This window comes from candidate division KSB1 bacterium (genome assembly GCA_016214895.1).
Taxonomy (GTDB): Bacteria; Electryoneota; RPQS01; order RPQS01; family RPQS01; genus JACRMR01.
In genome coordinates this window covers 78,178-92,405 of record JACRMR010000020.1, presented here as the reverse complement: position 1 = coordinate 92,405, position 14,228 = coordinate 78,178, and the positions used below count along the sequence as shown (strand labels likewise).

Annotated in this window: 3 protein-coding genes; 1 reads left to right on the top strand and 2 read right to left on the bottom strand. The window is 60.2% G+C overall.

Annotated features, from left to right (window positions below; translation table 11 throughout):
• Positions 1-2 precede the first annotated feature (2 nt).
• Positions 3-1,205, bottom strand: coding sequence for a glycosyltransferase (locus HZB60_10210; GenBank protein MBI5060138.1), 1,203 nt, complete (start codon positions 1,203-1,205; stop codon positions 3-5).
• A 152-nt stretch (positions 1,206-1,357) separates the two neighbouring features.
• Positions 1,358-6,346 carry a carboxypeptidase regulatory-like domain-containing protein gene (locus tag HZB60_10205; protein ID MBI5060137.1) on the bottom strand — a complete coding sequence of 1,663 codons (4,989 nt, stop codon included), beginning with the start codon at positions 6,344-6,346 and terminating at the stop codon, positions 1,358-1,360.
• Between the two features lie 447 nt (positions 6,347-6,793).
• Here HZB60_10205 and HZB60_10200 point away from each other — a divergent pair, with 447 nt between their 5' ends.
• A complete protein-coding gene (locus HZB60_10200) occupies positions 6,794-14,098 on the top strand; it encodes a carboxypeptidase regulatory-like domain-containing protein (protein MBI5060136.1) in 7,305 nt (2,434 codons plus the stop codon).
• Positions 14,099-14,228 lie beyond the last annotated feature (130 nt).

Below are 14,228 nucleotides of genomic sequence, written 5' to 3'. Positions count from 1 at the left end.
GTTCATGATCCGTGAAGCGGTATTTCGAGCGGCGGCAGCGCCGCGAGAATACGTTGACAACGAGTGCGCCAGGTGTAGTCGCGCCGGACTTTCTCGCGCGCGGAGCGGGCGAGCGAAGCGGCTCCTCCGCTGTCGAGCAGCGCGCAGGCATGTTCAAGACCGGCGATCAAAGCCTCCGCGTCGTCCGGCTGGAACAACACCGCGTCTTTGTCGTTCTCGAGGACTTCGCGAATGGTGGGGAATGCCGGTCCGACAATCAGGCGATCCGCCGCCATATACTCAAACATCTTCATCGGCGAGGCCCCGCGCATCGTCGGAACTTTCGAGGTCCACATCATCAACAAGATGTCCGCCGCGGCGAGCCAATGGGGAATCTCACGATGGGCGACGCGTCCGGGGAAGTGCACATTGCGAAGCCCAAGGTCAGCCGCCGATTTGCGACACTGAGCCAACTCCTGATCTGTGCCACCGATGAAGAAGAAGGTGAGCGTGTCCAACCGTTGAGCGGCCCGGAGCATCTGATCAACGCCGCGATCAGCGCGGAGCGCCCCCGTGTAAACCACCACCCGACCCGCAGGACTCAACCCCGCGAATCCGGCGGAACTCAATTCGGCGCGAGCAGCGGCGGCGGGTAGATCAAGGCCGAAGAGCTCCGCATCCACGCCGTCATGCGCGGCGAGCAGCTTTGAACGGGGAACTCCGTAGCCTTCCCAAATACGCGCGAGGGCCGCGGAGATCGCGACGACACAGGCACAGGAAGGACGTTGAGAGGCGCGGACAATCATGTTGCGCAACATCAAGTCGAGAATATGCGACTTGACATGCACATGCTCTTCGTGAGCTTCAAACACGAACGGCGTGCCGGTGCGGGGAAGAAACTCGACAGACCATGGATTGCGCGTGTAAACGAGATCCGGCTTGCGCGCGCGAATGGCGCTGATCGTTCCGTCCACACTGCCCAGCACATCAAGACGGCCCCAGAGCCGCTTGCGAGCGACGTATTCCACCTCAAAGGGCAGCGCTCCGCCGAACATCTGCGCGGCAGCCGCGAGTGCCGCCGCCGAGTCGCTGTAGGCGTCCGCACGCGGAATAAACAAGGTGACGTGGTGCCCGAGCGCGCCCCACGCCCGACACATCTGAACGACTTGTACCACATTCGCGGCCAACGACGGAAACGGCGTGCTGTGGACGTAGCCGATCCTCATGCCGCGCGAACGTTTGTTGAAGCCGTTGACATAAGTTTCAATTTAGGAAATTCGCCGGAGAGGCGCAAGTTGTTCCAAAACACCGGAAAGCCGGCCAAAAGGAAAGGGGCACGACGGACCGTGCCCCTTGAACCCACGCGATTGATCTGCGCTTACTTCATCAAGACCATCTTGGAAACCCTGACAAAGTCGGCGCTCTCCAGTCGATAGAAGTACACGCCACTCGCCAGGTCCGCGCCGTCAAAGTGAACCGAGTGGGCGCCGGCCTCCTGAACGCCGTCGATCAACGTGGCCACCTGCTGGCCGTTGACATTGTAAACGGCGAGGGTCGTGTGACCCGCGGCCTTCAGATCGTAGCGGATCGACGTGGACGGATTGAACGGGTTGGGGTAGTTCTGGAACAGCCTGTACTCGGTGATGAGGGCGGGCGGACCGTCTTCCGCCGCGGTCTCCTCGACCGTCAAGACCACCGGCAATGAATAGGTCGTATCCAGCACGTCGCTGTGCATGTTGATGTTGACGCGATAGACAAACGGCCGCAACTGGGCCCCGTCGAAGACCACGTTGACGGTCTGGCTGGTGCCGCCGGGAATCGTCGTCGCCGTCGGCGTCACATCAATCCACGTCGTATTGAAATCGACTTCGAAGAGGCCAAGGCGGTCGCCCGTCGAGTTCTGCAGAATCGCGCCGAACACAAGCAAGGTGCTGTTCCACCCGCCGGTCATCGCGCAGCCGCCGGAGCGATCTCCGGGATTCGCCTCGAGGTCGATCACGGTCTGGCGCGCCAGGGTTTGCGTGTTCATGCGAGTCACACGCGTCTGGCTGCCGGCGCCGTTCTGGCTGAAGATATAGAGCTTGTACCCATCGGGATCGTCGGCCCGCCAAGTCATACCCGTAATCGCTAACTGATTCGGGCCTTCCGCATTGGCCACTTGTTGCAGAATCTGGCCCTGACGGTTGACCTTGAACAGGTCGTGCGTATAATCCGCGATCCAGAACGTCTGGGTGGCCGGATCGAACGCGATCGCACGGGCGGGGCTGAGCGGAATCGGAATCTGGTTCATCACTTGGCCGCTGGTCAGATCGATTCCGGTCAGGTTGTCGTCATCCGATCCGTACAGGTAGTTGCCGTCCCAGCAGACATCAAACCAACCGTACGCGGAACTGGTCGGCTGCTCCAGAGTACCGACGAGATCGCCGTTCAAGTTGTACTTGTAAAGCAGATTGTCGCCGTCGGGTCCGTTACCGCCGGAGATCCACCAGAAGTCGCCGACAAATTCGCAGCCGAGAATCAGGTGGTCGCCGGTGGAGCCAGTCACTTCAATCACGTCGTCAAGCAGCAAGTTCCAGGGATCGGGATTCACGTCGCCGGCATAGGTGATGTTCAGCGCATAGTCGAGCGGACCGTTGCCGTCATTGATGATCTGGAAGGTCGTCGCGCTCGGCTGACTCGGGATTGACACGCGAACCGTGTCCCGCGACAGCGCAAACTCCGGGTGAACCATTATGAAGTCCACCGTCTCAAGACTGTCCAGCTCGATGATGACGTTTTCGACCGTGCCGTCGTTGTAGCGCGGATACGATGCGCGGACCGTGTAGCTGCCAATCAGGATGTCCGGAATCGTGTAGAATCCTTGAGCATTAGAAGTGCCGAGGTAGTTCTGGCCGTCGATCGTGATCTGAACGCCCGGCATCGGCAGGTTGGTTTCGGCATCGCGCACCGTGCCTTGGATGTCGCCCAGCAGATTGCGCGCCTGAGTGGAGAAGAGGATCGCACGGTTGTTCGCAACGGTGGCCGACCCCGGCGTATGGGCGAGCTGGTAGCAGATCGGTAATCCGATCAGACCAAGCGGAGCCTGAATGCCGATCGTTTGACCATCGGCCTCGCCGCCGATGCCCGGCAGATTCAGGGACACTGTCTGGTACTGGAAGAGGATATTGCCGTTGCCGTCGAACGTCGGGTGGAACTCCTCGTCGAAGAGGATGATCTCGAAATTCAGCTGTGTGCTGAAGCTGCTGCCGCCCTTCGCCTTCCACTGAATGATGTAACGGTGGTTGGTTGAATCGTAGTAGGTCCAGACGCCTTGCCCGGAGCCGGAAGTCTGCAAGTCATCCCAATAGGGGGCCAGCATGGCATTGGGAGCCTGCTGCGCCGGAATCGGGAAATCGCGGAAGCCGTCGTGCCAGGCCTGACTGCCAAAGGCGGCCCAGCCGTTGGAGCAGACCGTGATCGAATCGAAGACCTGACCGTAATAGCTGAACTCAAACGGCAACGCACGGGCGGCGGACCAGACCTGGCTGACCTGAGTCTTCTCGCCGATGTCGTTGATGTTCAGGTTCGTGCCGAGACCGGCGGAGATGTCCACGTAATTGAACGTGGGATGCATCTCGTACGAAGCGTCACCGTTATCGTAGGCGTAGTAACCGTAAACATCGGGACCAGTCGGATCGGTCACAGTCGCATTGCCGACCGTGACGGTGAAGCCGACGGAATCGACATGGCCGTTGGATGTCCTGGCCAACAACAACATCGGAGCGACGTGACCGCGGAACGTCAGCGAGTTCGCGCGGAGCGTAAACTGATCCGCGGTATTGGTCGCGTTTCCGCCGATCGCAATCGTGCCATAATCTCCGTGATCGTCGTCCACGGCCACAAAGGGGCTGAGCGATTGCAGCGTCGCCGTGACACCAGTTAATTCAGCGACACCGCCATTGTGCAAAGTTACTCTTAGTTGACTGGTGACGCCCGGAGCAAAGCTCGGCGTGAACTGCGTGGTTTGAAAGTCCGCCCGCCCGGATTTGGCCTCGATTTCAAAGTTGCTGTGCGTCGATCCGGAGGCCGCCGTCACGTTCAGCGTGAGCAGAATTACCTCATCTTGCAGCAGAGTCGAAGAACTGACCAGGCGGAAGGCGGTCGAACCCAGCGCGGAATCACCGGGGGCAAGATTCGCGTAGGTCGCTGACGGTGTGGCAATCGTAACCTTCGGATTGTGGCTGACCAACTGGGCAGAGATGCCGGTGGCCGTTGCCGTGCCGCCGTAATTCTTGAGGTAGATCGGGAGGTCAACCGTCTCGCCCGGATTCAGCGTGGCGTTGCCATTGCCGCTCGTGCCGCCCGAGTTGTCGTCGTCGATGGTGTATGAGGTCAGGGCCACGTGCTCGTCCACAGCATTGCAGGCGATGGTGGCCAGGTAGGGCACGTAATCGCGCTTGGTGATCGTCAACAGCAGGTCACCGGCAGACTGAATGCTCGTCGGCAGTTCAAGATGCCCCTGCGCATTCGTCAAACCGCGCTCATAGGTCTCCGTGCCTTTCCAGAGTACGACGAGGGCGTCTTCCACCGGAATACCCTGATCGTCAACCACGTCAAAGGTCGCGCTGTGCGTGCCGACGGCGATCGTGGACTCAAACGTCACGGACATCACGGTCGGAGTGCGCGACCACATCGAGAGGCTGGGGTCACCCATCAGATTATTCCAGCGCGTGAAACTCTGGGCCTCACTTGATCCGACGCCAAACGTCAGCGGCAGCCAAACTTTGCCTGCGTTAAGCGCGTGACCGAGGTGCTCGATTTCCTGTGTGGTAATCGCATAAAGCAAGCCCCCGGCAAATGTGCCGTTCGGCGGCGCGTGAGTACCGGACGTCGAAGTTCCAATGGCAGCCACGCCGCCCTTTAGGGATGAGACGGTACCGGCCAACAGATACGACTCGGCGATGCCAAGGCCAGATACGAATTCATTGGCACCGCAGGTCACACACATCACGATGGGCAGCCGGGTACCGTTCGAGCACGATCCCGCAAGTGAAGTCTCCATCTGGGAGAGCCAGCTTCCGCGCCAGAAGAAGTATCCGACGCCACCGTTCAACTGCGTGCGAACCAGATTGTCGTCCACATGGCCGTTCACCCAGTTGACCTGACAGTTCTGCACGCCGGTGTTCAGGCGGAACTGCTGCGCCGTCCACTGCATCAGCGTGTAATTGGACGCGATCTCGTTGGCCACGCCGGCATACAGAAAGGCCTTGGTGTACCACTGTGTGTCCGTCATATTCGGCGTACGCTCGTAGGCCATGATCTTGGCGTTGATCGTAGCCATTTGGTCCGCCGAATTGCCGCTCAGGCGACCACAGCCAATGTCTTCAAGATCGTCGCCAATGTTACCAAGCGCATAGGTGTGGTCATAGTTGCCGCCGTCCGTCGTGATCCCGAACGTCCACTGCGGGTCGCCGATGATTACGACGAACTCAAGAGGCGGGTCCCAGTTTGCATACGCGGCTTGCACCGCTGTGCGAATGGTGTTGACATTCCAGTTGCTGCGGGCGTCGATGGTGACGTCAAACCCGCGGCGCTTCTTCCATCTCGCCAGACTGTCCGCCCACTGCGTAGCCTGCGAGTTGTTGTGCGAGACGATCAGAATACTGCCGGGAGTTTCCGTAGCGTTCGCCAGCGCCGCGTCATCGAGATTCACGATCACCGAATTGTAAAGCGGCACCCAGTTCCCTGAGGGGCGGCGCGGATTCAGCAATTCATTCGGCGCCGGGTTTTCATTGCCGACGAGATCAACATTGATCGAATGGTAGATTCGAACCTGACGAGTTGCTGGATTGACCTGCACCGGATAGAGCGTGACCGACACCACGCGGAAATCGCGCAGGATCATTGGCTCGGACATCTCGACTACATGCTCCGGGTACCACTGGTCGGCAGAATAGACCGCCTCGTCACGATTGAGACCGCCGAAAGCCGCTTCCTCCCACTGGAACGGCAGCACATCGACGTCGTTCAGAATCTCGTAATCCGCATTGCTGATGACGAGGTCCACACCCCCCGTGTTCGCGATCCGATAGAAACGGCTGATCTGCGGCACCGCCGGGGAGCCGTCAACAGACGCCCACGGTTCTCCGGCCATGCCGAACGAGGTGTAGGTCTGGAAATCGACGGTGACTTCCTGCATCTGGACCGAAGGATTCTCCAGTGAGATGGTGGTCAGGCCGGGAGTTGGCGAGCTGACACCAAGAGGCGTCGGCGAGTCCCCGAAGAGCGGGACGCCGACCCGGGCGTCGGGGGTTGAAACCGCCGCATAGCCGGCGGATACCGTGATCGCCGAGACAGCCATAAGTATAATCCGTAGAACTCTCGCCATGGACTCCTCCGAGTGCAGACCTCTCGGTTGCGGTGATAGACGGGTGCGCGGGACCACGGTCCCCCATTGATTCGCTAAAGTTACGCATGGCCTGCGGCATGCGCAAGCGGCTCGCTCCTGGTGCGCTCGGCGGTTACACCGCGAGTGCGCATAAAATGCGTTAATGAGCACGCCAAGCATGGCTTACGGTTTCACATAACGCCATTAATAACAATTTTTTAGGCGAAACGCTTCGGAGAAGAGGAGTCACAAACAAGCACAATTACCTGTAAAATAATCACTTAAGTTACAACCACCCACCTCCCGAGAGGTACGCGAAACTCCGGGGAGGAGAAGCATATTCCGCCGAGGTCTCTTTTCCGGGGCAGACTTGATTATTAGGAGAGAAGTCCGTTTATTCTATAGTTACGGAAGACTGGGTTTCGTCTAACTTTGACGGAGGAGATCATGCGGTTTTGGAAGTTGACAGCAGCTTTGTTCGCGCTGGTCCTTGTCGTAGGGCTGGTCGTGGTGCGCGCAGATCAGAGCTACGATAAGTCCGAGGTCGTTCGTCTGCTCGATAAGTGGGCAGCGGGGGAACAATGGACGGCGGAGGAATTGCTGGCGGCTCGGCACTTGGCCGCCGCCGGGGCTCCGATCAACCTGGCAGCGGTCAACCAGCCGCAGCCGGTGATCGACAATGAGCGACGCGGCAGAAATCCGCTGGATGAGTATGTGTGGATGGAAACGGACTACGCGTGGATTGATATCACCGCGACGGGAACGCGGGCCACGAGCTGCGATGATTGCAACGAAGGTCCGTTCAACTTGGGATTCACCTTCCCATTCTTCGATCAGGATTATACGTCGATGCGAATCTGCTCGAACGGCTGGATATCGCCGACGAGCACGAGCAACAGTCTGGGCGCGTTTGGTCCACTGATCTCGCCCAACGAGCCGAACAATGCGATTTACGGATTCTGGGAGGATCTCTTGCCGTCGAGCGTGGGCGGCACCTACTGGCTGTCCGATCCGGCGAATGATCGCTTCATCGTGGCGTGGGTGGACTGCCCGCGATTCGGGAATCCGACGCAGCTTTATTCCTTTGAAATCATCTGCTACGAAGACGGCCGCGTAATTCTCCAGTACGCCCTCCTGACGAATAACGGGGGCGGCGGTGTGGGGATCGAGAATGCCAGCGGCACCGAAGGTCTGGAAATCTGCAATAGCGGTCAAGGCTCGTGCCCGACTGCTGGTGTGGCCTATCTCGTTGTGGATGCCAATGGCATTCCGAATCCGCCGACAAACGTGGCGGCGAACGTGGTGGGAACGACTGTCGATCTGAGCTGGATTGATCCGACGCAGGATACCAACGGGAACCCGGTTACCTTAACCAACGTGCAGGTCTGGCTGGGCACGCCGGGCGTCGGTGTGTTGCTGGCAACGCTGGCGCCGGGAACGCAAGCTTACACTCATGCCAATGCTCCGTCGGGAGACCTGACTTACTACGTTCGGGCGTATGCCAATCCGTATTACGGGTCTTCGGGCACCGTGGACGTCCGCGTCGGCAGCCCGACTTACGATGATGGGTTTGATCAGGGTGACGGCGGCTGGGTGGCCGCCGGGGACGCGGATGGGTTTGAGTGGGGCATTCCCACCGAAGGGGCCGGACCGCAACCGAACAGCGCGCCGAACGTTTGGGGACTGGACCTGGATGATATCTATGAAGACGACGGCCATTACTGGGTTGATCTCGATGTCGGTCTGCCGGTCGTTTCGCCGGTGGCGTCATTTGCCTGCTGGGTCTGGTACTCGAGCGAGAACACTTATGACGGCGCGAACCTGAAGGTCAGCGTGGACGCCGGGGCAACCTGGAACGTTCTATCGCCGGAGGAAGGATACCCGGTTGGTGCATTAAGTCCGGATAATCAGTGGATGAGCGGCCAGCCGGCCTGGAGCGGGAACTCGAATGGGTGGGTCCCGGCTACCTTCCTGTTGACCGGCATGGTCGGCCAGACGCCGCTGTTCCGCTTTGAATTCGGTGCCGATCCAATCATTTCGGCGTTCCCCGGATTCTATTTTGACGATGTGATCATCTGGGGACTGCAAGCACCGACGGGTGCGACGGTTTCGGGGAATGTAACCCTCGATGGCGGAAGCGGAGTGGTGACGCAGGTCTCCGTGCGTGCCAATGGGCTGGGTAATCCGACCTCGAATCCGAACGCCAGCGGTGACTATACATTGAACAATGTGGTCATTGGCGACCGGCTGATTACTGGATCGTTGGCTGGCTATGCGCCGACGACGATCAGCATCACGGTGCCGGGCGGCGGCTATACCGGAGCGGACCTCACGCTGCGTCGTCTGCCGCCGGCCGCGCCGACGGGTCTCGATACGAACGGCGTTGATGAAACGGGCTTGGTCTCGTTGGCCTGGAACGCTTCGACGGATCCGCTGGTCGATGAGTATCGCATTTATTTCAAGCTGCATGAGAATGCCGACTGGATTTTGGGCAGCACATACACCACCACGAGTGGTACGCAGCAGATTCCGGCATCCGGCATCTGGGATCTCACGGTTCGCGCCGTGGACTTGGGGGCCTCGACGCCGGTGGAATCCGGAAACTCGAACCTCCAGACGGTGCTCTACGGCGAACTGCCGCCGGCACTACTGCGGGCCAACGGCAATTTTGACGACCATATTCACTTGAGCTGGCTGCCGCCGGGAGTTCATCCGGCCGTGGAACTCAATTATGATGACGGAACGTCGGAAGTGTGGTTCCGCGTGGCCAGCCCCAACGGTCCGACCGACTTCTTCGCCGTGCGGTTCACGCCGCCGCCCGCGGACTCGGTGGACTACCCGCTGCCGATTCAGACGATTAACCTTTACATGGAGCGCAGTGATCCGCTGCCGCAGGTCTTGCTCTGCGCGGATAACGGCGGAATTCCGGACTTCAACAACCCGTTGCAGACCTGGACGGAGATTGGCGCCGACAGCACGCCGGGTTGGTTGATTGCCCACTCCGACGGCGAAGTGACGCTTGATACGGAAGCGGACTTCTGGGTGCTCTGGCAGTTCCCTCCGGGAATCATCGGACCGGGAACCGGTTCGGATAATAGCTCGCCGGACTCGCGGTCATACTGGACGCAGGGTCATCCGGCATGGAATCTGTGGACGTCTCATGACTGGATGTGCCGCGTGTGGGTCGGCGGTGCGCCGGGTGCGGCGGCCGGCTATGTGATGGCGATCGGCGATCCGTCGGGTTATCATGTCGATCAGGTTCCGGCCGGGACGACGACGGCCGATATTTTGCCCGCCAAGGACCAGCACGGCAATCCGATTGAAAACGTCGGTCCGGTACGTCAGAAGTTCGCGGCGGACCGCGGGTTTGCCGGTGCCACCGGCGGTTACCATGTCGAATCCGGCGCCTATTCACAGGCTCCAGAGCTTGAGTATGTCGCCCGCGCGGGCCGTGGCACGCTGGATGAGCTCGTCCACTACAATGTCTATCGTGACGATGTGCTGCTGGCTTCGCCGGTCGAGAATCGCTACGATGACTTCGTGGCTGAAGGTATCACCTACAGCTACTACGTGAAGGGTTACTACGACAACGGCGAAGAGTCCGGCCCGACGGGAACCGAAGAGGGCATGGCGGCCATGGCGCCGGCGGCGCCCGCCAACGTCGTCGGTTCCTCGCTGAATAACCAGACGGTCCGGATTTCGTGGACCGATCCCACGCTGAACGCGAACGGCCAGGCACTGGTGGACCTCGCGGGGTTCTACGTCTATCGCGACGGAGTGCAAATCGGTACTGTGGCGCCCGGCGTGCAACAGTTTGACGACACGCCGCCGCAAGCGAACCAGACGTATGTCTGGGGCGTGAGCGGTTACGATGAGATTCCGAATGTGGGACCGGCAGGAACCTGGTCGGGTTCGGTGGTCCTGCCATGGGCGGAAGGCTCCTATGAATGGACCGAGATTAACGCCACCGGAACCAATACCGGACTGACCGGCGACGATCAGAACCTCGGACCGTTCAACATCGGATTCCCGTTCACGTTCTACGGCAACACGTATAACTCAGTCCGTGTCTGTTCGAACGGCTGGATATCATTCACCGACATCTCGGCGATTTACGTCAACACGCCGATTCCCAACCCGGCTCAGCCGAACAACGCGATCTACGGAATCTGGGATGACCTGTTCCTGCCGACAGGCGGAGCGGTCTATTACTATTCTGACATTGCACTCGGTCAATTCATCGTGGAATGGGATCATGTGCCGCATATCGATGGGGCGGGCAGCTTTACGTTCCAGATCGTGCTGAATTCCGACGGCGGAATTCAGATTAACTACAACGAGGTTGACCATGCGACAACGTGGACAACCGGTGTGGAGAATCTGACGGGCACGGACGCGATCGAGGTTTGCGTTGATGGCGCGGGCGAGTTCATTCCGGCGAGCCAGACCGCAGTTACGTTCTGGGGTCCGGAGCCGACCTATGCCAACGTCACCGGGCACGTTACGTTTGACGGCGGCGCGGGCGTGATGACGCAGGTCACGGTGGCCGCCAACGGCGTTAGCCATCCGGTGACGCATCCGCTGGCCAACGGCGATTACACGCTGGAAGGCGTGGTCGTCGGTAACCGCCGGCTGACGTGTACGCTCGCGGGATATCACCCGGAGGAGTTGATCGTTGCGGTGCCCGAAGGCGGTATCGGAAACCAGAACTTCACGCTCGTACGCCTGGATCCGCCGGTTCCGACCGGGCTCATCGGCAGCGTGAACAGCGCGACCGGTCTGGTCACGCTCGACTGGAATAACTCCGCCGATCCGCTGGTGGACAACTACCGGGTCTATCGCAAGCTGCAGACCGAGGATACTTGGACGCTGGTCGCTACCGTGGTCCCGTCCAACGCGACGGATCAGCTCACGCAGGACAACGTCTATAACTACGCGGTGTCCGCGGTGGACATCAACGTATCGACTCCGGTGGAATCCGACATGGCCCTGCTGGACCATGCTATTCTGTTCGGTTCGATCCCGCCGGTCAATCTGACGGCTAACGGAAACTTCGACGATCACATTCATCTCCAGTGGCTTGCCCCGGGTTCGCCGCCGGAAGTCGAAGTGTTCTACGACAACGGAACGAACACCGTTGACGGTATCGGCTGGTGGGGCTTCCAGCCCACTTACGGCTGGCTGGTCGCGCACTATCAGGGCAACGGACCGATCACGGTGACTCGGTTAAAGACGTACATCAGCGGTTTCGCGACTGATGGAGATCCGCTTCAGATCGGCGTGTTTGAAGAGAGCGGTGGGTTGCCGACCGGCGATCCGCTCGGAGTCGTGGACTTGAATCAGGCCGCGCCGTACGACGTGTTCCAAGAGTGGGAACTGAGCACGCCGGTCACGGTCACGAGCGGCTCCTTCTTCATCGGTATGCGGCAGATGGCGGCCAATGCGATCTGCGTGGGCGGCGACGAAGCCACGCCGTTTATCAACAACACGTTCTACTACGCTTCCGACGCGGGGCTGTGGAACCCGTATGAGCCCGGACTGATTATCATTCCGATGCAGCGTTGTTTCGTGATCGGAGATATCGGCGGGGTCGCGCAGGAACTCATGCCCAGTCCGGTCGGCGTGCAATCGCCGGTCGTCAATCGGGGTCCGGTCGCGGTCGCGAAGGCCACGAACTTCAAGGCCGAAGCGATGCGCACGCGGGCGCTGACGGCGAAGGCCGGGGCAAGCCTCGAGCGGTTCCCGGTTACCTGCAGTGCCCGGCAGTCTGTTTCCGATACCTGGAGGCAGGCGAGTCGTCTGACCACGGCGACCAACGTTCGTGTTCCCTTTGTGCGCGGTGGCGATGCCGGCATCGATTCACGCGGCGGACACGGAACGCTGGACGATGTGGTGCAGTACCGGGTGTATCGCGACGGCGGGCAGATCGGGACGACGCTCCCGGCTGTGCTATTCTACGATGATCCGCGCCCGGAAAATCAGCCGTTTGACTACTACGTAACGGCCTACTATGACAATAACGAGGAATCCGCTCCGAGCAATACGGTCGTGGATGCCCGTTGCAACATGGCGCCGGGCGCACCTCCCACCATCGAGCTCACTCCGCAGGGCCAGTCGGTCATGCGGGTGAGTTGGACGGCGCCGACCACCAACGCGGATGGTTCGCAGTTGGTGGACCTCGCGGGATATCGCATCTACCGGAACGACGTCCAGATCGGCAGCGTCGCGGCGAACGTGACGCAGTATCTTGACACGCCGCCGGTGCCGGATGAATTCTACACGTGGACGGTGCGCGGCTTCGACGAAGTGCCGAACGTCGGCGACGGCGCGAGCCGCATCGGCGCGGTGCAAAGTCCGTGGGAAGTCGTGGACTACGAGTGGATCGATATCTCCACGGACGGAACCAACACCGGATTGACCGGTGACGATCAGTCCTCCGGACCGTTCCCGCTCGGATTCACGGTCGAATACTACGGCCAGGAATACACCTCGGTGTACATCTGCTCGAACGGCTTTGTTTCATTCACCAGCAACAGCGCGTCGTTCGTGAATACCGAAATCCCGAACGCGCAGGAGCCGAACACGGTACTGTATCCGTTCTGGGACGATCTGTTCCTTCCGACGGGCGGAATTGTGATGTATCGATCCGATGCGGCTGATGGTGTGTTCATCGCGGCATGGCTCGATGTACCGCATATCAACGGCAACGGGAACTACACGTTTGAGTGCGTGATCGACGACCGGGGCGGGATCCGCTTCGTGTATCAGTCGATGGCCGATGTCAATCAGGCGACGGTGGGCGTCGAAAACGAAACCGGGACGGAAGCCATCCAGCTCTGGTTCGGTGGCGTGGGCGGGCCGTTTGAACCGCAAAATGAGACTGCCGTACAGTTCTGGGGCGGTCCGGCCGGAGAAATCGCAGGCGTTGTCATCGGGGCTCCGGCAAATACTCCGGTTGAAGGCGTGGCCGTGTACGTGGACAGTCAGGTCGATACGGCCTACACCGCCGCGGACGGTTCCTATACTCTGGGCGCCGAACCCGGTACCGTGACCGTCGTGTTTTCCAAGCCGGGCTGGTGCGACACCGTTACGCCTGATGTCGTTGTCACCGACGGCGGGGTTACGGAGTTGGATGCGGTCATGAACGCGCCGCAGGCGGTGTTCAATGTCACGTCCATTTCGCAAACGACGTGGCCGGGACACGATGTGGCGGCGTTTTTCACGATCTCGAATCCGGCGGGTCTGTGTCCGCTGAATTATGTGATCGGCGACGATGCCAATTGGTTGACGGCCTCGCCGGCGACCGGCACTATCAACCCGGGACAAGCTCGCGAAATCACGGTCGGGATGCTGGCCGCCGGTCTGACTCCGGGACAGGAGTATCAGGCGACGATTCGCATCACGCACACTGCTCCGGGCCTGCTGTACACAATTCCGGTCACGCTGTTCGTGTCGGTGGATCGGCCGGAACCGCCGCTGCCGCTGCCGACGGAGTTCGCGTATCATGCCAACTACCCGAACCCGTTCAATGCGACAACGGCCTTCCGCTTCGATGTCCCGAACGCGAGCCGCGTGCAGATCGTGCTGTACAACATGAACGGTCAGGAGGTCGCGCGCCCGGTTGATGATGTCTATCAGCCCGGCCGTTACAACGTCAGCTTCACGGCGGACAATCTGCCCAGCGGTATGTACATTGCCCGGATGAACGCGGGTTCGTACACGGCGACCGGGAAGTTGCTGTTGTTGAAGTAAGCAAATCAATTCACCGCGACGAGTTTACCGCTCGGCGCGGCGGATATACGAAGAGGGCGGCCCGGTCGGGTCGCCCTCTTCTTCATCTGTCAATAGGTCTCAGATTCCGGCCGGCTTGCGCCGACCTAAC

Coding starts and splice junctions, on each gene's coding strand:
- HZB60_10210 (MBI5060138.1), bottom strand. CDS start 1,205: ATGAGGATCGGCTACGTCCACAGCACGCCGTTTCCGTCGTTGGCCGCG.
- HZB60_10205 (MBI5060137.1), bottom strand. CDS start 6,346: ATGGCGAGAGTTCTACGGATTATACTTATGGCTGTCTCGGCGATCACG.
- HZB60_10200 (MBI5060136.1), top strand. CDS start 6,794: ATGCGGTTTTGGAAGTTGACAGCAGCTTTGTTCGCGCTGGTCCTTGTC.